Origin of the sequence: Rosistilla oblonga (assembly GCF_007751715.1) — a bacterium.
Lineage (GTDB): Bacteria > Planctomycetota > Planctomycetia > Pirellulales > Pirellulaceae > Rosistilla > Rosistilla oblonga.
Window position 1 is genome coordinate 277072 of record NZ_CP036292.1, and the last position, 19475, is coordinate 296546.

Here is a 19475-nt window from a genome sequence, read left to right on the forward strand (position 1 = left end):
CGAGGTATCAGCCGCCACGCGTTAGCGTTCGGTTGTCGAATGAAACGGGACGCGAGCGCGTGGCGGCTAATTTGCCTAAGCCTATGCGTATAGCGGCCGTTGCGGGGCGGCGGCCGTCAACGACAAAACTTCGCTTAGTCGGGGAGAGGTGTCCCGGCCGAGCGAAGTTTCGCGTGACGATGGTCGGCGGCGCAGGCGAGTCTTCCTGTTGTACGCATGCGTTTTACGCGTTCATCGACAATAGTTTCTGTGCTGTCGAGCTGAGGCCCGACATCAACACCGACTGTTCCTCGACAGCTGCCGCGGCGGTTGTCGTGTTCGTGCTGACTTCGGAGACGCCATCGGCGATCCCCTTGATCGATCGAACTACCTGTTCGATGTTCGATTGAATGTCAGCGACATTGGTCTCGATGCTGTTGGTCGCTTTAGCGGTCTGCGTTGCCAGTTGTTTCACCTCGGTCGCAACGACTGCAAATCCTCGTCCCGCCTCGCCGGCGCGAGCCGCTTCGATGGTGGCGTTGAGGGCCAGCAGGTTGGTCTGTTCGGCGAGGTCTTGGATCACGCCAACAACTTTGCCGATCGATTTACTGTTGGAGTTCAGTTCTTCGACACACTGGGTTGCCGCGTTGGCATCGGTCGTCGCGGTCTGAGCCAAGGAGGCGGTTTGCGCGATGTTTTGAGAGATCTCATCGATCGCTTGGGCCATCTCGGTGACGCTGGCTGCGATCGACGATCCGACTTCGCTCGCTTGGCGTTTGTTCTCCATCTGGTGCGAGATATCGGTGGCGTATTTAACGACCTTCTCGACGTTTCCCTTGGCGTCGAAGACGGGATTGTAGGTGGCTTGCAGCCAGATTTCTCGCTTCCCTTTGGCGAAGCGTTTGTATTCATCCTGTTGGAACTGTCCTCGCGACAGGGCGTTCCAGAACGCGACGTAATCGTTGCTCTTGGTCCATTCGGGGTCGCAGAACATGCGGTGGTGATGACCGCGGATTTCGTCCAGCGAATAGCCCATCGCATCGCAAAACCGTGGGTTGGCTGTCAAGATCGTGCCGTCGGGACGGAACTCGATACAGGCCTGGGTCTTGTTGATCGCGTCGATTGCTGCCAATCGCTTGGCGCTAATATCGACTGCAAATTTGACCACTTTGTAGACTTTGCCGGCTTGATCGCGGACGGGGTTGTAGGTGGCTTGGATCCAGATTTCTTTGTGGTTCTTGCCAAAGCGTTGGTATTCCGAAGATTGGAATTCACCATTGGCAAGCGCGTTCCAGAAGTCCTTGTACTCCGCCGAATCAGCGTAGTGTGAGTCGACGAAGATGCGGTGATGTTGGCCACGAATTTCGTCGATCGTGTAGCCGAGGCAGCTCAAGAAATTTTTGTTGGCAGTGAGGATCTTGCCTGTCGGGTCGAACTCAATGATCGCTTGGGAGCGGTCGAGTGCACTATAAATTTGCGAATGACTGGATGGTTCGCTTTCGACGGCCTCCGTTGCCTGGTCGAGCACTGCGACACTAATGTCATTTGCTTCGTGTGCTGCGAAGATTCGATTGTTCCACATTTAATTCGCCCCTGCGTAAATTTGGCTGATCCACGAATGTGAACCTTTGCCGCGTTTGAAACATGTTGATACCGAAGCCTAGGTTGGCTTTGCTAGGTGTCAAGCTGCAAGCTGAGGAGAATCGGTTTGTTCGCCGGAGGTAACGTTCGGTTGTAGCTGTTCCATTGCCGCAGGGCGGTCGTCGGTGGAGCGCTTAAGCGCAATACCGTTCAACGAAGCGTAGTGGACGAGGCTACGAGTCCTTTTGTACGAATCAGACCAAATCGCTGGGACTCGTAACCTCCTGTCGATTACCCACAAGTCATTGGTCTGGTCCGAAGGCTTGCCAGCAGAGGGCGAAGTCGAGCATTCGCCGCGTGCCTCGCCAGATTACTTCGGCTCCCGGCGGACCGTCGCCTTGGCGGTGATTGTAGCCGCCAAGGGTCGCAAGGACCGGGATGAATTGTGACAGCTCAGGAGCTTGCTTTGGGGGAGCCGTCTTTTCCACCACTTTCCAGACCGACTTCCATTCCGCTTCGCTGAAGACGACATCACAGGGAAGCTCTGGACACTCGCGGCCTAAGAAGGTCACAAACATGATCCGCCATGCGATCACTTTGTAAAACATCAACGCGCGGATCAGTCGGTCTCTCGCTTCGAGTTGAATCTCTTCGACCCGGCAGCCAGTTTTGAAAACTCGAAAGAATACTTCGATTGGCCAACGAGCCACATACAAATCCACAATCCGCAGCGTCTGGGCAATCGTGTCGACCGGCAGAGAACTCAGTAACAGCCAGTCGACTTCGGTTCCGTCGCCTGGGCCATCGATCTCGCGCACCCAAACGACACTGATCTCGACCGGCGGCATCGAAGACTGCTTGTTGTGTGGCGCACGAAGAGTCATCCGCTTCGCTCGAATTTCTAACTTCGCAGTGCGTGCTTCACGGCCGGGGTGTTGTTTGTTTCCTGATCCTTTGGTTCGCTTGGGCGTTTGGGGAAGCTGGACTTCGCGGTAAGCGACCGGCTGGGCGGATGCGATTTCGGCACGCATTTTCTTATAAGCCGCAGGCCCGCCATCGGGGTCTTTCTCCGGCAACGAGCGTTTTCGCTGCGAGCGAATGACGAACTGAGCCGGTGTTTCATGCTGATCGGCTTCGACGAAAATGTCGTAGATGTCTCCTTCGCGATCGGCCAGCGAAACGATCTGAGTTTCAGGACATTTTCCGGCGATCTCGCAGGCCTTGCGATAACCATCGAGCCATCGTTGCCCTTCGCCGGTGTGTAGGGGTTGGCCTTCTCGCTTCTTGCTGGTGCCGAGCGATTCTTTGTCGCGATCGTAGAACTTAACACCGACCACCCCGAGACAAAGTTTCTCCGGCGTGAAGGCGATGTGGGAATGATCGTAAAGTCCACGGCGGCCTAAGCGATCGAGATTGCGGACGCCTTCGGGCGGATGCGCGGTGTAGTCCAGTTCGGTGGTATCTTGTGCGATGCAAACGGTGTCTTGGGCTTTGATTCGTTGGAGTGTCTTTTCAGCGTGAGCCCCGAGAATGGCTTCTGGATCGACGTTGGGGTTATCGAATAGACGGTAGGCGGCTTTGGTTTCGTCCCAGCCACTGCAAGCTTCGTTGATACTGGCCGAAGGGTTGGCCGCCAGCGAGGCGAGCAACGCTTCGGCTCGATCGTTGAGACGTTTGTCTCCAAGTTGAATATCTTGAAATTCGTATGCGATACTGGTCGGTTGCATGCTTTCACCTTAAGATTTCATTGTGCAAAATGAAATACTACAAGCGCAAATACCGTGCCAAAACGAGCTGTTTTTGCGGCGACTTGTGGGTAATCAACAGCTCGTAACCTCGTCCACTACATCCCGCCGCTAATTCTTGCGACGGTCCGAGGCTCCTTCGTTGAACGGTATTGCGCTTAAGCACGTCACAATGTGTTTTTCGGTTAAAACGCGGGCCCAGTCGGGCCGGGCAGGCATTAAAACGCGGGGCGATGCCCACGCGGTTAAACCAAAAAACTCTGTGCTAGCTGCTTAGGGGAGTTGGATCTGCGCCCAGAAGAAGCGTTGGCGGTCGGCGCGGGTCCGGACATCTTCGAGCATCACGCGCAGGTCGCCGTCGTAGGTCAGCCGCGTCGATTTGGAACGCCAGGAGACGCGGATAGGTTGGTCGAGTTTGACTCCCATTTCCGGAGAGAGCAGGATGGTGCACGAATCGGCTGGGATGCTGGTGATCTGCACGTCGCCGTTTGCTGTGATCTGGGCGTTGATGTCGCCGGGGCGAAGTCGGTCGGCATGCTCCCATAGAAAAGGGCTGACGCTGATCGACGGCTTGAGATCGTTGAGTTCCAGCCACCAGAAGAATTGATCGCCGCTGCGCATCGTCGAGACTTCGATCCGCTGCGGAATTGGTTGCCGGCGATGGCTGCGGAGCTGCATCCACTTCAGCATGTCGTCGATCTCTTCGTGGAAATCCTCTTCGCCGCGGCCGCGGTAGCTGACCAGCATCGTGTCGTATTGAGGCCGCAAGTAGCGTTGCAGGACAGCTCCGTTGCGAATCAGCGGCGCTGGGTAGCCAGCCAGTTCGCCGAGCACGAAGTACTGTGGGAAATATTTGCCGTTGTCCGAGTAGTGTCGGATGTGTTTGTCGGCGTCGGCGGAGATTGCCAAGAGCCCTGCCCAGAGGTCGGGATGCGACAGCGAGATATCCCAGGCGGCCGAACCGCCGGCGCTGTGCCCGCTGAGAAAGACGCGGTTGGGATCGATCGACGTCCGCCGCAACGCGTCGCGCAACGAGCTGAGCACGCGGTAGTGTTCGCGGGGTGTGAAGCGGTAACCCGAGAGATCCTCGTTCTGCCACTGTGGGGCGATCACAACAAAACCATGTCGCGACGCGGGGCCCAGCCGCTGTTGCAGTTCGGCGTTGTAGGATCCCGTCCACCAAGCGATCTGTTCGTCGAGGCTGCGACCGGGTTGGTGCAGGGTGACGATGCAGGGGTAGCTGCGGAGCGGGTCGTATTCGGGAGGCAGTTGAATTAGATATTCGTGGGCAGCGACTTCGCCACGAGCTGGCATCGCGATGCGATAAAGGCCCGGCGTCTCCGGATCGGCCGACTCTTCGGGCAGCGACAGCGGCGGCCGCGTGGTGCGGATGATTCGCGAGACGTTTTCGGGAGTCGCTCCTTCTTGGTTGGCCAGTTCGTCCAGGATCTGTTCACGCCGCGCCGAATCGCTGCTGGACAGATACTCATCGACCAGCTCCCGGACTCGGATCAACGATCGCGCGACAGCAAGGTTCTGTTCGCCGGTTCCCGCTCCCAACAACCAGCCACCGATCGCCAAAGCGATTCGATTTTCGAGGGTGATGTTGTCGACTTCGCCCAGCCGTTGGTAATCGCTCAAGCGGGCGATCGTGACCGGCTTAAGATCGCGTCGGATTTCTTCGAGCAATGGAAGAATCGGTTGGGCCGTTTCCGGAGCGAGTTGTTCGACCTGTTTGGTCAGCCGATCGACGAGGTCGCTGGCTAATTGATCGTCGTCGCGATACTTGCGGAGCGCGTCTTGGACTTTGATTCGGGTTTCGATGGCAACATCATCGATCGGAAAGCTTTGCAGCATTTGCTTGGCAAACTTCGGCTGGCCAGCATCGCGACGGAGGATCGCTTCGTCGAAGATCTGGCTGGCTTCCTGTTGGATCAGCGTTCGCAGTTGCCGCTTCAGCCCCTCGGCTTCGGGGAAGTCTTTGATCGCACGTTTTAGAGTTTCCCGAGCCGCGGCGTAGCGGCCCGCTTCGATGTAAAAGCGGAACAGTTGCAGACGGCCGTCGAGTTCGGATTGGTCGATCCAATTCGAAAGGATCGTGTTCAATTGCTTCGAGGGGAAGGCGGAGGTGGCGATCCGCATGTCCCAGACATACGATCGCGTCGACAGCAGCCCCTCGACTTTGACATAACGCGAGTTGAGTTCGGTGATCCCTTGGTGGATCGTCAGCGGACCTTTGGGGCCCTGCATGCTGAAGGTGCGGCGACCGTAGGGATCGAAGGGGGAGATCCCAAAAATCGATCCGACGGCGCTGACGACGCGGCCGCCGGCGACCGGCGTGCGTTGGTCTAGCAGGATCGGTTGGCCGGTGTCGGCGGGGGCGATGATCGTTGGAGGGACCACCATCGCGCGTTGGTTTAGATAGATCCGCCGCAGGCCGTCGTCGATCAGCCAGATCGGTTTCGCCTCCACCGCCCCTTCGGCGGCAGCTTGGAAAGCGTTCTGGTCGATCGAGGCGAGTTCGACGATTGAGCCTTGCAATTGCAAGCCGTTACGGAGTTGGATGATCCGCTCTGCCGCATCGAGTGCAGTCAGTGGCAGCAGAGCGGCCAGTAGGATCGTCCGGGTGCATGTTGCCAACATCGAGCTGGAGGTTCTCCAAATTAATCGTTCGACACGGTTGGGCAGACATTCGCCGAGTTTTCGATACACTGAGGCCTGCGATGCCGTGCGCCACAAGATAAGCGACATTGGTGGGGCTGTGGGCTCCGCCGGAGGCATCCCCTCGCGGCGGCGGTGGATCTAAAATAGTGATCCCTTCGGCGTCTGCTGTATTGTTCGGGGGGCTTGCTCCCCAGTCAAATCATTCCGCGAACTAGGAACCAACTGCAATGCAGCTGTCACGACTGACCGGCACGATCGCTGTGACTGGACCACTGTTGCTCATGGCGACAGCGATTGAGCTGCTGTCGGCGTGGTCGGGAGATCAGGCGTTTGCGACCTTTTTTGGTACGATCCGAATCGCGATGTTGGTCGGTTTGGTCGTCGGTTTGTCGATCCGCGACCAATAAGACCGATCGGCAACCGCCCGCTGCGGCAGTGCGATCGCAATCGCTGACCGCCGCGCATAACGTTCCCTGGTCGGTTCCAGGCGCCCGTCGAGCGCGATCGCCTATCGTCCGCTGAAGAACTTCTTGAGTGCTTCGCCCGCCGCGTCGCGGGAGTTTTCCGACATCTGCTTCTTTATGCTGGATGGAAGTTTCTGCGGCGGCTTTTTCTCCGGTGGCTTGCGTTTGCCCGACTCATCTTTGGAGTCCCCGTCGCCGACGGACAGTTCACCGCTGAGTTCTTCGTCTCCCTCGATGGTCTTCGAGGCGTCGATGTTCATCTGTCGCGTTTCGGGCTCACCCAACTTGCGGACCCGTTCGATGTTGTCCGCTTCGTCCAACCACGAATTGATGTCGACTTCTTCAAACTTGCTGTCGTCGCCGGAAGCGTTGACGGTTCGTTGGGCGGCATCTTTGACGTCGACGACTTCGGGCTTCTTAGCGCCACCCAAGCCGTACTCGACGAGCACTTCGAACTCCAGTTTGCCGACGGTCAGCGCATCGCCCGGCTTGAGCGCCTTGGCGCGATCCGGTGGCAGACGTTTGCCGTTAACAAACGTCCCATTGCGGCTTTTGAGATCCTGAATCAGCAGCTTCCCGTCGCGTTGGACGAGAATGCAGTGCTTACGACTCACCGATTCGCTCTTTGGGCGAAGCTGGCACTGATCGTTCCGACCGATCAAAAACTTCTCTTGGCTCACCGAGATCTCGCGACCGGCATGGCTTCCTGAGAGAACTTTCAGTTTTACCTGCATCTTGCACCTAGTTTCTTAAACGACAGTTTGACTCTTGTTTTTTTCGACGTTTGCTACTCAGAAGTTGGTAGGAACAAAATGGATGAAAGATATAACGGTCGACGGAAAATAAATTGTAAACCGCAGTCAAGTAAATCGGCTTGCAGGAGTATTAAAGAACAAGCTGAATGTTGCGAGGTGACCCAGAATACGCAGGTTTCCTCGTTTGCTGCCAAAAAAAGTGGTGATGATAAGAAAAAAAAGCTTAAACCACGTCGTTAAGGCAGGCGTAGTGGCGGCTAACGTACCTAAAATAGCGGTTCGCTAAAACACCTTTATGCAGCAATTGTACCAATTTGTTCTAAAGCGGCCAGCAAATTGGGGCGGAGAATTTTGTGTCAAGTAGGTGTGGCGTGCCTTTTGCCACCCTCGCTGGGGGTTAGCGGCGGTGGGTCCAGGCTGGAGAGCTGAATCTGGCGGCGGCGATTTCGGCGGCTCGAGTGGTCTCGGCGGCGGAGAGTTCGACGGGCGTGGTATCGGCATCGAGTGCTTTGGATAGCGTTGCTGTCAGGTGATCGGCGAACTGTGCCGGATCGCACGACTTGCCCGAAACGCATTGCAGTCCGGGTAGCATTGGAGCCGCGGGACTGGTCTGAAGCAGGATGCTGCCGTGCTGCAGGATCGCTCTGCCGACGCGTCGTTGGGCGCTGCCGGCGATCTTGTAGCCCGAGACGACGAGGTCTTCATCGGTCCGACGCTCGAAGCACAAGAAGGCGTCGTCGGCGGCTAGCGGCAGCCAACCGCTGTCGGCAAACCGGCGGGCGGTTTGCATCGCGATCGCCGCAATCGTCTCCATGATCGCGTTGTGGACAGTTGCGTAGATCGTCAGATCGGCGCCGTGCCGCGATTTGGGCGTCGCGATGCTAAGGCTGTAGGTGAGTTCCGCATCGTGCACAATCGCTCCCCCACCGGAACTGCGGCGGACGACGGGCAGGTCGGCGCTCCAGGGGTGCTGTTGGCGATCGTCGTACTGCTGGAAATATCCCAGGCTGAGCGTCGGCGATTTCCAGCGGTACAGCCGCAGGCAGGCTGCGGCTCCCTGGTCGACCGATTCGGCTAGCGCTTGATCGATCGCCATGTTCATCGCGCCGTCAAACGGGTCGCCGATGTGTCGGATCAAGCGAGCGTCCATGAGAGTCCTTTGTCTCGGGCCGGCGGATCAGTTGCCTTCGGCGCACTGCTTCTGATAGGCCTCGTGGTTCAGCAGCTTCGACGCGTCGGGTTCGCCGCTGACCCGTACTTTGATCATCCAACCGGCACCAAAAGCATCACTTCCCAGCAGGTCCAGTTTGCTCGGCAGTTCGGTGTTGATCTCGATCACTTCGCCGGCGACGGGGCTGTACAGCGGGCTGACAGCTTTGACCGATTCGACTTCGCCAAACTCTTCGCCCACGTTCAACTGGCGGCCGACTTCGGGCAGTTCCATGTAGACCAGGTCGGTCAATTGTTCGGCGGCAAAGGCGGTGATCCCGATCGTGGCGACGCCCGATTCAACGTGCACCCATTCGTGAGTTTCCGCGTACAGCAATTCTTCTTGATTCATCTTTTGATATCCCAGTTTCAGGCCAAGGCAGCGACGTTGATCAACGGTTTCGTTTGTAGAACGGTAAGGCGGCGACGGTGGCCGCGGCGCGTTTGCCGCGGATGTCGATCGTTAGCGGCGATCCGATTTCCGAGTGCTCTGCCGCGACGTAACCCATCGCGATCGGATATTGCAGTGTCGGCGAGACGGTACCGCTGGTGATCGCGCCGATGTTTTGCTCGTTGGCGTCGAGGATTTGGCAGCCTTCGCGGGCTGGCCGAACGCCTTCGACGCGAATCCCCACGCGGACGCTTTGCTGTGGGGCGGCTTTGATTTTTGCCAACGCTTCGGAACCGATAAAGGTGCGGTCTTTGAAGTTGCAGGCGAATCCGAGGCCGGCGGAAATCGGGTCGATCGATTCGCTCAGCTCATGCCCGTACAACGGCATCCCGGCTTCCAGTCGCAGCGTGTCGCGGCATCCCAGCCCGGCGGCTTGAATGCCATGCTTGCGTCCGGCGAGCATCAGGTTTTCCCAGATCCGAGCGGCTTCGTCGGCGCGGGTGATCAATTCCAAGCCGTCTTCGCCGGTGTAGCCGGTGCGGCTGACGATCACCGGTTTGTTGAACTGTTCGGTTACGTAGCTGTGGTAATATCCCAGCTTGTCGGCGGGGTGTTTGAACAGACCTTCGACCGTCGCCATGGCCAACGGGCCCTGCAGCGCGATCATCGATGTCAGTTCGGTGCGGTCGGTGCAGATCACGTCGGGGTATTCGGCCATCCGCGGCGTCAGCCACTCGATGATTTTCTGGCGGTTCGACGCGTTGACGACCAGCATGTGGAAGCGGCCGCCGGAAGGTTTTTCGATGTGGTAGACGAGCACATCGTCCAGGATGCCCCCTTCTTCGTTGCACATCAGGCTGTATCGGATGCCGCCGGGAGCGAGGTCGCTGACGCGGCGGGTCAGCAGGCGATCGAGCAGTTCGGCGGAGCGGTCGCCGTCGAAGCGGATGCGACCCATGTGCGAGACGTCGAACAGCGTCGCGGCGTTGCGGCAGGCGTTGTGTTCGGTGACGATCGACCCGTAATGGATTGGCATGTCGAACCCGGCAAAGGGGCTCATCGTCGCGCCGGCGGCGCGGTGCCAGGAGGTCAAAGGAGTGCTTGCGATGCTGTCAGTCATGGGATTGATAACGAGGCCAGTGGGGTGGGCGTCATTCGAGTTGCCAACACCAGCGGGACGTCTCCGGCGAATGATGGAGACGGCTTGTACATCGGGTAACTTGCAAGGAACTGGCGTCGATACATTGCATCGCTTATTGTAACGCTGCCCTTGTGGGCTGCTAGGGTATCGTGCAAACGCGACGGCGGTGTGCACCCTGGATTGGGATCAAGCAACCGTTTTCGCCCCGCGTTGGACTCAGGCAGAATATTCCATTGAAACGTCAGGCTCGTCCCGAAGCATCGATCATCCAACGCGAGGGTGTCTACCGCGAAGCCTCGCGGACCGCTTCGTTGGGGCTGGGCGTCAACGTCTTTTTGGTGATCTTGAAATTAGTCGGCGGGACGATCACCGGTTCGGCGGCGCTGATCGCCGACGCGATCAATTCGGTCGGCGACGTCGCCAGTTCGCTGGCTGTGCACGGTGCGCTTTGGATGGCCCAGCAGGATGAAGATGATGATCATCCCTATGGGCACACAAAAGCGGAGTCGATCGGGGCGCTGAGCATTGCGATTTTGATCGCGTTTTCGGCGGGCATGCTGGCGATCGAAAACATTCGTCATTTGCGCCAGGTCGTTTCGGTGCCGCCGCAGACCGCAGCGATCATCGCGGCATTGTGTGCGGTGCTGAAAGAGGCGATCTATTGGCAGACGCGGCGGGTCAGTAGCCGGATCGATTCGCGGTCGCTGCAAGCCGCAGCGTGGGATCACCGCAGCGATGCGATCTGCAGCGCAGCGATCGCCGTCGCACTCTTTGCGGCTCCCTACCTGGGACCGCTGGGCCGGTTTGCCGATCCCGTCGCGGCGATCCTGGTTTGTGCGTTGTTGATCGCGATCGGAGTGCGGTTGTTCTGGCAGACGGCACTCGAACTGATGGACCAGCAAGCCGATCCAGAGCTTACCGATTCGATCCGCCATCGCGCCGAGGAGATCGGCGAAGTCACGCGGATCGAAAAGCTGCGGGTTCGCAAAAGTGGCTTGGAGTTTTTTGTCGACATCCACGTCGAGGTCGATGCGCAGCTGACGGTCGGCGAAGGGCATCGGATCGGACATCTGGTGAAAGATGAATTGCTGCGCAGCTTCCCCCGTGTCCGCGATGTCCTGGTGCATGTCGAACCGGACGACTGATCCTTGTGCGGCCGAAGTCTTTGTTGCGTTAGTCCTGCCAACGCCAGAACGGCCAGGGACCCGAGCCGGTTGAGTTGGGGGGCTGTTCGGTGAAGCCGTCGCTGGCGGCCATCGAAACCAGATCGCCGGAGCCCTTTGACGGAACGAGGCTGACACGTCCTTGATCGTTTATCTGAACCAGTCGGAACCAGTGCAGCGGGAGCGTCCGCGTACCGGGATCGTCCAACATTACTCGTGGTGCGGGAGGGAGCCAGTCGCGTTTGCCAGCTTGGCGGCTGAGTAGCGGCAGGACAAATCGGCGGCAGCCAACCGCTGCACTGACCGGATTGCCAGGCAGTCCGATGATCGGTTTGCCCGTCGCGGTGACCGCTCCCAAGATCGGCTTGCCGGGTCGAATCGGCAGTCGATGAAAGATCACCTCGCCGTCGTTTTGCCCGATCGCGTCGGGGACGAAATCGTAATCGCCCATCGAAACGCCGCCGGTCAGGATCACGGCGTCGGAGTCTTCGATGGCCGCGGCCAATCGCTCGGCAAGCCCTTTTTGATTGTCGACGACTCGGTCGACGCACCGCACGTGCAACCAGTTCTTTCCCGAGAGCAAAGCGTTCAGCGTGGGGCCGTTTGAATCTCGCAGTTGCCACGGTTGGACCTCCGCATCGACGTCATGCAATTCATCGCCGGTGACCAGGATCGTGATTTGCAATACGCGAGAGACGTCGACCTGGCTGGCGCCAAAGTTTGCCGCCGCCGCGATCGCGCCGGCGTGCAGTGTCGTTCCCGCCTGTAGGATTGCCGAACCCTGGCTGGCGTTTTCACCTTGCCGGCGAATGTTCTCTCCCTTGCGACAGTTGGCGGTCGCGGGAAGCAAGCGGATCGAATCGGGAGACTCTTGCGTCTCCTCGCGTTTGACAACCAGATCGTACTCTTGTGGCACGATCCCACCAGTGAAGACTCGCATCGCGTGTCCCGGTTGAACGTCTGGTGTGGGATGCCCGGGGGCACTCTCTCCCGATACGGGGAGCGGTTCGTTGCGGCCGAGGTCGGTCAGGCGGATCGCGTAGCCGTCCATTGCCGAAACGTCGGCGGCTGGGCTGTCGCGATCGGCGTGTATCGGTTGGCTGAGGATCCGTCCCGACGCGTTGGCTAGCGAGATCGTTTCACTGGCGACTGGGGCGATCCGCCCGGCGAGTTCAGCGATCGCTTGGTCGGGCGTTTTTTCTGACTTCTCGATCATGGTAGGCGTTCCATTGTTCAGGGGTGTCGACGTCTTGGATCGCTTCGCGGCGGATCGTAATCGTTTGGTGTGGTGTGCGACGCAGCCAGCGCATGATGCTGCGGTCGGTTCCGCAAGCGACAGCTGTCAACTGTTCAAGGTAAGTCGCGGGGTAGATCGCGACGAGGGGTTCGGAGAACTGGCCGTCGGCAGTCGCCGCGGCGATTCGGTCGGGATCCGCTTCCCAAGCTGTGATCAAGGGAGCAAGGTCGGTGGAGGTGAGCGCGGGCAGATCGACTGACACGATCATGGCGGCGGCAAATCCCTGTTGGTTCGCCAGTTGTAGAACGCTGGCGATCCCGCTGGCTGGGCCTTGGGAGGCGCCGGTGTCGGGAACGGTTGGTAGCGATGTCGTCAGCTGTTGCGATGGGGCGACCGAGACGACGATCGATCGGCAGTAGGGAGTCAGGCAGGCGTCGACATGTTCCAGCAGCGTCGTGCCCGTGGGCATCGGCAGCATCGCTTTGGAAGAGCCCATTCGCGACGAACGGCCGCCGGCAAGGATCGCTCCCAGTAGCGAGGGGCGTTGTGTCGTTTGGCTGGAGTGGATTGTCATCGCGTCTGCGGGGGAGGGCGGTCCCGGCTGAGAGAGCCGGTTGTTGTTGCGGTCTGTTGGACGTATTGTTGGGGTGGTGGCGGCGAGTGTTCGTGTGTGTTATTGCGTGATGGGCGTCGGACATGCTGAGGATCGATCCAAAAGTCGATTTTGCATTTAAGCAGATGTTGGGGCATCCCGGACATCCAGCGGTCACGATTCACTTTCTTAATGCGATCTTGCAGCCACAGGTGCCGATCCAGCAGGTGGAGATACTCAATCCTATCCAAAGCAAGCAGCGTGCCGAGGATAAGTTGGCAGTCTTGGATGTTTTGGCCTGCGACCACCTTGGGCGTCGTTTTAATGTGGAAATGCAAACCACGCTTCCGTTTGCACTCCCCAAACGCTTGCTGTACTACAACTGTCTTAATTATGTTCGCCAGCTGTCCGAGGGAGAGGGGTATCGAGGGCTCGCTCCGGCGATCAGCATCTGTGTGCTCGATAAAGTGTTGTTTCGCGAGGACCCACGCTACCACTTGAGTTTCCGTTTGCGGAGCGACCAGGTGAGCGATTTGGTTTTTGTTAACGATCTGGAATTTCACACGCTCGAACTGCCCAAGTTTCAGCTGGCGTGTCATAATGTAAGTGCGTTTGCAGCGGAACAAAAATGGTTGTATCTGTTGCAGAACGCCGGATCGATGGACTTGGATGCGTTGGCGGAGTTGCTTGATGATCCGGTCTATCGCGAAGCCTTGGGAGTTTTGGACATGATATCAAAGTCGCCTGAAGAACTCGATCTGTACGAAGCACGGCTGAAAATGTGGCGTGATGAACAGGCGCGAATGGAAGCTGCGCAGATCGAAGGGCTTGAGCGGGGCATCGAGCAGGGGCGTGAGCTCGGAATCGAGCAAGGTCGCGATTTGGGAATTGCCCGAGGGAAGATTTTGGGGCGGCTGCAATTGCTCGCTTCAATGCTCGACATGCCCGAGCCCGCGAGCTGGGGTTCGATGAGCGAGGAGGAGTTGAACCGAGTCGAAGCTGAGCTGCGTGAGCAGTTATCGCGGCGAAACGGAGGCTCCGGCCGCTAGCTCGTTTTTGTCGCGGGCCGCCCGAGGGTTGGTCTGTGAGGCGAGCTGACCTTCTCCGCCGTGCTATCTGTTTTTATGGCTGCTGAGTTTCGGTGCTCTCTTTCGCAGCCGCTTTGGTCAGTACATCTTCGACCCACATCCGAGCACGCATCATCGTGGGGAAGCCGATCGTCGGAGCGGAGAGCATTGCGACGTGTCGCAGTTCGTCGGGCAAGCAGCCCGCTTCGAGTGCCTTGCGGGCGTGCGAATGGGTTCCTCCTTCGAGCCCCGCGCCGATCGAGATCGCCAGTTTTGTCAGGGCGACCGATTTGGCATCCAGCGGCCCCGACTTAGCCGCTGCGGCTGCGAATGCTTCGTAGGCCTGCATGTACTCGGGGAATTGGTCGTGCATCTGTCGGTAGGGCTTGGGGATCATCGGTGCGGTCCATTGGGCTGCGGTTGGAAAGGAATCGCGTTGCAGTTGCGGCGATCGACGATTGGGCGTTTGGCGTATTCGCCATCGCTTGGGGATTGATATCACATGATCTTCGAGCCGTTCGGGGCCGATTTGTTGAACCGGTTGTGCGGCTTGTGCCGATACGAGGGGCAGCGGGTTTCTTGTCAGTAGAAGCCATAGACGCTCTGCGCACACTACCCGAGGGGGATTTGGAATGATTCGTCGATGCCTGATCGCGGCGTTTGTTGCCGTCGCATTTTGCTGTGTTACTGAACAAGCGGACGCACAGCAACAAGCCTATGGGCAAAATTGGGGTGGAGCCAACGGTTCGCGCGACTGGAATCGCTTCTACCACTACCCATACGTCTATTACCCACAGAACTTTTACGCGCCGCAGTACTTCCAGAGTGCTGACGATTTGTATCATCGCTATCCTCAGGAAATGCGGATTCCGGTCTACAATAAGAAGTGGCACAACTACTATCCAGCCGGTCGCCGTTATCATTACGGCCATCACTTCATCCTGGACGTCTTTTAGTCTGCCTGCCATGTGGCCTCGTGGCGGTGGGACTCCATCGCTCACTTAACGGAGGCGGCTCATGTCCGCTGGCTCGCGCGGCACCAGTATCCGACCACTCGGAAAGATTCTTGAAGCGATCGGCGAGCCGGTTTATGTCGTCACTCGCGACGGCCGCTTCGAGTACTTTAACCGAGCGGCTTTGGAATGGCTGGGCTGCGAATCGCAGCCGTTGCTCGACTGGAAACCGTCGCCCGATCGCGATCCCGCGTCGGCGATCGACGCGCTGGCACTGTCGCTGCAGCCGCCAAAGATCCTCCGTCGCGGCCGACCGATCTCGCAACCGATCGCTCCCCGCGTCGAGACCCTTCAGGGGCCAGCGTCCCGAGAGATGTTGTTCATTCCGTTGGGAGAGACCGCCGTCGAATTTGTCGTGGCGGTGGGCGATTGCCACTGGTCGGGTGAGGCGAGTGCGGAGTCGATCGATCTGGTTTCGCTGAGTCGTCAGTTAGCCGCGATCCGCCAGCAGTATCCCCGGCTGAATCAGCTTGGTCCGTTGGTTGGAGCATCGGGGGCGGCGGAGCACTTGCGCCGCCAAGCTTCTTTGGCTGCAGAGTGCTCGTCGAACGTCTTTCTCGTCGGCCGATCGGGTTGCGGGGGCGATCAGCTTGCCTTGGCGATTCATCGCCGCCCGACCGAATCTCCGTCGGCGTGGAGTTCGTTGACGCCAATCGATTGTGCGTTGATGGATGCGGAGTTGTTGGAAGCGGCGCTCTCGCCGGTGATCGCTCGGTTGGGCGGCAGTTCGACCGCGCGGGCAACGGTTCTGCTTCGCAATCTCGATCGCTTGGCCGTCGAAGCTCAGTCGCCGTTGCGGCAAAGGTTGGCCGAGTTCGGATCGCGTTTGCGATGCATCAGTTTGTCGGAGTTGTCGGTCGCCGAATGTCTGCGAAGCGAACATCTGGATGGCGATCTGATCTACCGCTTGGCAACGCTCGAGATCGCCGTTCCCTCGTTGACTCAGCGGATCATCGACCTGCCGTTGATCGTTCAGTTTTTGATTGAACGCCGCGCCAAACCGAATCAAATCATCGACGGCATCTCGCGGCCGGCGCTCGACTTGTTGAGCACCTATCCGTGGCCTGGCGACTTCGACGAACTGGATGCTGCGATCCGGCACAGCATGCGGGAGAGCGGTTCGCCGGTCATTCAGCCGCAACATCTACCGTTGGCGATCCGGTCCTATACGCCCCCGGATCCGGCGGCGACCGCCGACGATCGGCCTATCGATTTGGATCGCTTGTTGGCGCGAATCGAACGCGAGTTGATCGATCGAGCATTGGAACGCAGCGATGGAAATCGGGCCGAAGCAGCTCGGCGGCTGGGGATCAGCCGGTCGCGACTGTTACGTCGGATCGACGACAGCGACGATTCAACCGAAGCGGAGGGCTGAGCCGATGCGATGCGTTTGGCTGCTTTGTGAATCGGGAAATCGTTGGCGTCCTGCGGTCGATCATTTTGCTGTGCAGATGTTGCCGGCGGCCGATGACGTCTTGGAGATCCGCAGCATCGCGAGTCCCGAGGCGTGTCTGACGGCGCTCGCCCAACAGGTCCCCGCGGTTGTTTTGTGGGAGCTTCCGGCGGCCGGGGCGGGCCCGGGTCTGGAGTCGATCTCGCGGGCTGGCGCTCGCGGGGCAAACCGACCGCTGCAGTTCGTCGCGTTGTCGCAGGAGTCGGTCGTGCCCAGCGGGATCGCTGACGAAGTTGAGCTGAACTTGCGCGAACTGGGCGTCGCTGGCGTCGTCGATCGCCCGGTTTCTTTGGCCAATTACGCGGCGATGGTGCGGCGATATTGGCAGCAAAATCAGCGCGACGACAATCTTTCGGCGGTGCGTGAGATCTGGGATCGATTGCCTTGGGCCGGCGATCGGTGAGCAAATCGCTGCATTGCGCGGCGATTTCGGCAACCCCGGTAGACCAACAGGCGTTCAGGAATTTAACCTCATGGGTTGGTTCCCCTGTTTTCTTCACATCTGCAACCGTGGGTTCGCGTCATGACACCCGATGATATTCGTTCGGCGATCGCCGATTTTCCCGATCCCGAAACCGGTCGTCCGATCGGTTCGACCGATCAAATCAAGAGCATCAGCTGTGATTCCGGGATCCAGGTGCAGGTTGGTTTGACCAGCCACTCGGCCGCGCTCAAAGAAGAGGTTGTCGAACAGTTGGCGTCGCGGATTGTCAGCCGATTCGCGGGGCAGAGTCCAGCGATCGAAATCGTCGAGCACGACCGTCCGCCAGCGCGACTGGGGCAGATTGGATTGCGAGTCAAAAGCGTAATCGCGGTTGGTTCGGGAAAGGGCGGTGTCGGTAAAAGTACGGTTGCCACCAGCTTGGCGCAGTGCCTGCAACGCTTCGGTTCGAAGGTCGGGCTGATGGACGCCGATGTCTATGGACCGAGCGTTCCGCATCTGCTGGGACTTTCGGGACGCCCGGAGGTCGATGAGAACAAACGGATCATCCCGATCAAAAAGGGCCCGATGCCGGTGATGTCGATGGGGTTCTTGGTCGAACCCGATCAAGCGGTGATTTGGCGTGGGCCGATGCTGCACAGTTCGGTCACTCAGTTCCTCCGCGATACCGACTGGGGGCTGTTGGACTATCTGATCATCGACATGCCGCCGGGAACGGGAGACGTCGCGCTGACGTTGTCGCAGATCTTGCCGCTGTCGGGGGCTGTGATCGTTTGCACGCCGCAAGAGGTCGCGTTGTTGGATGCCGTGAAAGCGATCGCGATGTTCGGCAAGGTGCACATTCCGATCTTGGGAATGGTTGAAAACATGAGCGGTTTTCAGTGCCCCGATTGCAACAAGCATTACGACATCTTTGGCAAAGGTGGCGCCCGCGATAAGGCGGAAGAATTGCAGACGCCGTTCTTGGGCGGCGTGCCGATCAACATCCCGCTGCGAATCGCGGGAGATCAAGGGAAGCTAGCCGAATGCTTGGACGACGATGCAATTCGGGCGCCGATGGATCAAGTCGCACGCGCGGTCGTCCGGACTCTGGCGGCGAAGAACGCTGCCGCTCCCGCGACGCCTCAGTTGCCAACGCTGTAGCCCGGCAATACGTTGCCTATCCGGCCGACCTTGGCGGCAGGTGAAACACAAAAAAAGCGACCCCATTCATTTGAATGGGATCGCTGATGTGGAGTTCTCGATGGCCGATGCCGCGACGCGTTTAGAACGTCACGATGGCGTCGATGCCAAACGTCGTTTGGTTGCTTCGCGGGCTGTTTGTCGGCGAGTTTGGATTGGGTTCGTTGATACCCAGCGGAACCGCGTCGACATCCCAGTCCCAGCGGACTTCGGGGCGGACGGTGATGAATTCCTTGGGTTTCAGGTTCAGCCCCAATGTCAACGCGTAGACGTCGGTGTGGTCATTGGTGTCGCGGCGATTGTTCCACCATTCGAAGCGAAGGCCGGCTGCGACATCGTCAGCTAGATCGTAGAAGAGGTAGTTGTTGATGCCAAACGTATCGCGAGCGAAGGTGTCGAATTGGTTCTTTGTGTCCAGGCGATCGATTTGCAATACGTGGTTGAAGTTCTCGACGGTCGTGCTGGCGACAATGCTGTGCATCTGGCCACGCTCTTTCATGTCCTGTCCACGCAGTTCGAGGTTCTCGTTCAAACGACCGATTGTGTTGGTGTAAGTGATGGTTGTGTAATCGGTCAGGACAACGCTTATGCCGCCTAGGAAGTTATCGCCATTGTCCGTGTAGCCCGAGTCCCATCCGAGCGTGTATCCACCCCAGACGGTCACAAATTCGTTCGCCTTGTGAGTGACCAATGCACCGGTATGGGTGAAAGGTTCGCTGTTAACCATCGTGTAGGAATGGCTGAAGAAGAAGTTGTCCGGTGCGCTGACAACCTCGTAGCCGATCAAAGTGAAGAAGTGTCCCATTTTGATCGAAGTGTTGCCGTAGGCTGCTTCGCCATACAGTTGTGGCATCGCGCTGCCGTAGATGCCATTGTCCCAACCGGTATCCCACGATCCGTTATCGACTCCGAAGGCTTGCGTGTCTTGCGCGTCGACGCCGTAGACGTAATCGATGCGTCCGCCGAGGTCGAGTCCGTGGGCTCCGTTAGCTTGTTTTCCGGCAAACAGCCACATCTGCGATAGGTTGACTCGGTCGGGGTGATCGTTGAATCGCATCGGCGAGCCGTAGGTGTAGTAGCCGAGTTGGGCCCATCCCCCGTATGTAAAGCCGTCCAAGCAGCTGGCGAAGCAACTTTTGGCTGGCGCTGGGCCGCATGATTCGCAGCTAGCGTTGCCGTAGTATCCGCCATCGCCCTGGTATTTGTAGCCTTCCCCTGAGATGGGGTAACTCTCGCTGGGATATTCTTCGTGCCCAAACTGTTGCCCGACGGCCAGACCTGCGTTGCAGATGCAAGCAATCGCAAAGAACCTGCTGATGAGATTCATCTTTGTAACTCCACGTGCCAATGCGTTCGCGTCGGGGCATGCGAAATGTAACCCCCCCGAGTACCGCCAA

At 58.7% G+C, this 19475-nt stretch carries 18 protein-coding genes; 7 read left to right on the top strand and 11 right to left on the bottom strand.

Annotated elements, in window-relative coordinates:
* Nucleotides 1-223 precede the first annotated feature (223 nt).
* The 3 genes from CA51_RS26445 to CA51_RS00920 all read right to left on the bottom strand — a co-directional run bounded on the left by CA51_RS26445 (nucleotide 224) and on the right by CA51_RS00920 (nucleotide 5948).
* Nucleotides 224-1561, bottom strand: a complete 1338-nt coding sequence (locus tag CA51_RS26445; protein WP_145117268.1) for a methyl-accepting chemotaxis protein — start codon at nucleotides 1559-1561, stop codon at nucleotides 224-226.
* A gap of 301 nt (nucleotides 1562-1862) precedes the next feature.
* Nucleotides 1863-3287 carry an IS4 family transposase gene (locus CA51_RS00915; protein ID WP_145117206.1) on the bottom strand — a complete coding sequence of 475 codons (1425 nt, stop codon included), beginning with the start codon at nucleotides 3285-3287 and terminating at the stop codon, nucleotides 1863-1865.
* Nucleotides 3288-3578: 291 nt separating this feature from the next.
* Nucleotides 3579-5948 (bottom strand): carboxylesterase family protein, encoded by a 2370-nt coding sequence (locus CA51_RS00920; protein WP_145117269.1) that lies wholly within the window; start codon nucleotides 5946-5948, stop codon nucleotides 3579-3581.
* A gap of 248 nt (nucleotides 5949-6196) precedes the next feature.
* Here CA51_RS00920 and CA51_RS00925 point away from each other — a divergent pair, with 248 nt between their 5' ends.
* Complete coding sequence (locus CA51_RS00925) at nucleotides 6197-6376, top strand: hypothetical protein (protein WP_145117270.1); 180 nt, start codon at nucleotides 6197-6199, stop codon at nucleotides 6374-6376.
* A gap of 101 nt (nucleotides 6377-6477) precedes the next feature.
* Here the strand turns inward: CA51_RS00925 and CA51_RS00930 are convergent, their stop codons facing one another.
* From CA51_RS00930 to gcvT, 4 genes are all read right to left on the bottom strand, one after another.
* Nucleotides 6478-7167, bottom strand: a complete 690-nt coding sequence (locus tag CA51_RS00930) for an FHA domain-containing protein (RefSeq protein WP_145117271.1) — start codon at nucleotides 7165-7167, stop codon at nucleotides 6478-6480.
* Nucleotides 7168-7585: 418 nt separating this feature from the next.
* On the bottom strand, nucleotides 7586-8338 hold the full coding sequence (locus CA51_RS00935; protein WP_145117272.1) for a lipoate--protein ligase family protein: 753 nt from the start codon (nucleotides 8336-8338) through the stop codon (nucleotides 7586-7588).
* 27 nt (nucleotides 8339-8365) lie between these two features.
* Entirely contained in the window at nucleotides 8366-8749 is a 384-nt protein-coding gene (gene gcvH, locus CA51_RS00940) for a glycine cleavage system protein GcvH (RefSeq protein WP_145117273.1), read from the bottom strand.
* A 40-nt stretch (nucleotides 8750-8789) separates the two neighbouring features.
* Nucleotides 8790-9908, bottom strand: coding sequence for a glycine cleavage system aminomethyltransferase GcvT (gene gcvT / locus CA51_RS00945; RefSeq protein WP_145117274.1), 1119 nt, complete (start codon nucleotides 9906-9908; stop codon nucleotides 8790-8792).
* A 254-nt stretch (nucleotides 9909-10162) separates the two neighbouring features.
* On the opposite strand from gcvT, the gene CA51_RS00950 reads away from it, so the two are divergent.
* Nucleotides 10163-11074: a cation diffusion facilitator family transporter gene (locus tag CA51_RS00950; RefSeq protein WP_197451503.1), complete on the top strand. Its 912-nt coding sequence runs from the start codon at nucleotides 10163-10165 to the stop codon at nucleotides 11072-11074.
* Between the two features lie 28 nt (nucleotides 11075-11102).
* Here the strand turns inward: CA51_RS00950 and CA51_RS00955 are convergent, their stop codons facing one another.
* Together CA51_RS00955 and CA51_RS00960 are read right to left on the bottom strand one after the other, a co-directional pair.
* Nucleotides 11103-12308 carry a molybdopterin molybdotransferase MoeA gene (locus CA51_RS00955; protein WP_145117275.1) on the bottom strand — a complete coding sequence of 402 codons (1206 nt, stop codon included), beginning with the start codon at nucleotides 12306-12308 and terminating at the stop codon, nucleotides 11103-11105.
* Nucleotides 12265-12903 (bottom strand): molybdenum cofactor guanylyltransferase, encoded by a 639-nt coding sequence (locus CA51_RS00960; protein ID WP_145117276.1) that lies wholly within the window; start codon nucleotides 12901-12903, stop codon nucleotides 12265-12267. The genes CA51_RS00955 and CA51_RS00960 overlap by 44 nt, the downstream gene beginning before the upstream one ends.
* Nucleotides 12904-13025: 122 nt before the next feature.
* On the opposite strand from CA51_RS00960, the gene CA51_RS00965 reads away from it, so the two are divergent.
* The gene (locus CA51_RS00965) at nucleotides 13026-13970 is read left to right on the top strand and encodes an Rpn family recombination-promoting nuclease/putative transposase (RefSeq protein WP_145117277.1); all 945 of its coding nucleotides are present in this window, start codon (nucleotides 13026-13028) and stop codon (nucleotides 13968-13970) included.
* A gap of 73 nt (nucleotides 13971-14043) precedes the next feature.
* Here CA51_RS00965 and CA51_RS00970 read toward each other — a convergent pair whose 3' ends face one another.
* Complete coding sequence (locus tag CA51_RS00970; RefSeq protein WP_197451504.1) at nucleotides 14044-14385, bottom strand: carboxymuconolactone decarboxylase family protein; 342 nt, start codon at nucleotides 14383-14385, stop codon at nucleotides 14044-14046.
* 235 nt (nucleotides 14386-14620) lie between these two features.
* Here CA51_RS00970 and CA51_RS00975 point away from each other — a divergent pair, with 235 nt between their 5' ends.
* From CA51_RS00975 to CA51_RS00990, 4 genes are all read left to right on the top strand, one after another.
* Complete coding sequence (locus CA51_RS00975) at nucleotides 14621-14944, top strand: calmodulin-binding protein (RefSeq protein WP_145117278.1); 324 nt, start codon at nucleotides 14621-14623, stop codon at nucleotides 14942-14944.
* A gap of 61 nt (nucleotides 14945-15005) precedes the next feature.
* Nucleotides 15006-16376 (top strand): helix-turn-helix domain-containing protein, encoded by a 1371-nt coding sequence (locus CA51_RS00980; protein ID WP_145117279.1) that lies wholly within the window; start codon nucleotides 15006-15008, stop codon nucleotides 16374-16376.
* Between the two features lie 4 nt (nucleotides 16377-16380).
* On the top strand, nucleotides 16381-16857 hold the full coding sequence (locus CA51_RS00985; RefSeq protein WP_145117280.1) for a hypothetical protein: 477 nt from the start codon (nucleotides 16381-16383) through the stop codon (nucleotides 16855-16857).
* 120 nt (nucleotides 16858-16977) lie between these two features.
* A complete protein-coding gene (locus CA51_RS00990; RefSeq protein ID WP_145117281.1) occupies nucleotides 16978-18039 on the top strand; it encodes an Mrp/NBP35 family ATP-binding protein in 1062 nt (353 codons plus the stop codon).
* Between the two features lie 121 nt (nucleotides 18040-18160).
* Here the strand turns inward: CA51_RS00990 and CA51_RS00995 are convergent, their stop codons facing one another.
* The gene (locus CA51_RS00995) at nucleotides 18161-19405 is read right to left on the bottom strand and encodes an outer membrane beta-barrel protein (RefSeq protein ID WP_145117282.1); all 1245 of its coding nucleotides are present in this window, start codon (nucleotides 19403-19405) and stop codon (nucleotides 18161-18163) included.
* Between the last annotated feature and the right edge of the window lie 70 nt (nucleotides 19406-19475).

Coding starts and splice junctions, on each gene's coding strand:
- CA51_RS26445 (WP_145117268.1), bottom strand. CDS start 1,561: ATGTGGAACAATCGAATCTTCGCAGCACACGAAGCAAATGACATTAGT.
- CA51_RS00915 (WP_145117206.1), bottom strand. CDS start 3,287: ATGCAACCGACCAGTATCGCATACGAATTTCAAGATATTCAACTTGGA.
- CA51_RS00920 (WP_145117269.1), bottom strand. CDS start 5,948: ATGTTGGCAACATGCACCCGGACGATCCTACTGGCCGCTCTGCTGCCA.
- CA51_RS00925 (WP_145117270.1), top strand. CDS start 6,197: ATGCAGCTGTCACGACTGACCGGCACGATCGCTGTGACTGGACCACTG.
- CA51_RS00930 (WP_145117271.1), bottom strand. CDS start 7,167: ATGCAGGTAAAACTGAAAGTTCTCTCAGGAAGCCATGCCGGTCGCGAG.
- CA51_RS00935 (WP_145117272.1), bottom strand. CDS start 8,338: ATGGACGCTCGCTTGATCCGACACATCGGCGACCCGTTTGACGGCGCG.
- gcvH (WP_145117273.1), bottom strand. CDS start 8,749: ATGAATCAAGAAGAATTGCTGTACGCGGAAACTCACGAATGGGTGCAC.
- gcvT (WP_145117274.1), bottom strand. CDS start 9,908: ATGACTGACAGCATCGCAAGCACTCCTTTGACCTCCTGGCACCGCGCC.
- CA51_RS00955 (WP_145117275.1), bottom strand. CDS start 12,308: ATGATCGAGAAGTCAGAAAAAACGCCCGACCAAGCGATCGCTGAACTC.
- CA51_RS00960 (WP_145117276.1), bottom strand. CDS start 12,903: ATGACAATCCACTCCAGCCAAACGACACAACGCCCCTCGCTACTGGGA.
- CA51_RS00965 (WP_145117277.1), top strand. CDS start 13,026: ATGCTGAGGATCGATCCAAAAGTCGATTTTGCATTTAAGCAGATGTTG.
- CA51_RS00970 (WP_197451504.1), bottom strand. CDS start 14,385: ATGATCCCCAAGCCCTACCGACAGATGCACGACCAATTCCCCGAGTAC.
- CA51_RS00975 (WP_145117278.1), top strand. CDS start 14,621: ATGATTCGTCGATGCCTGATCGCGGCGTTTGTTGCCGTCGCATTTTGC.
- CA51_RS00980 (WP_145117279.1), top strand. CDS start 15,006: ATGTCCGCTGGCTCGCGCGGCACCAGTATCCGACCACTCGGAAAGATT.
- CA51_RS00985 (WP_145117280.1), top strand. CDS start 16,381: ATGCGATGCGTTTGGCTGCTTTGTGAATCGGGAAATCGTTGGCGTCCT.
- CA51_RS00990 (WP_145117281.1), top strand. CDS start 16,978: ATGACACCCGATGATATTCGTTCGGCGATCGCCGATTTTCCCGATCCC.
- CA51_RS00995 (WP_145117282.1), bottom strand. CDS start 19,405: ATGAATCTCATCAGCAGGTTCTTTGCGATTGCTTGCATCTGCAACGCA.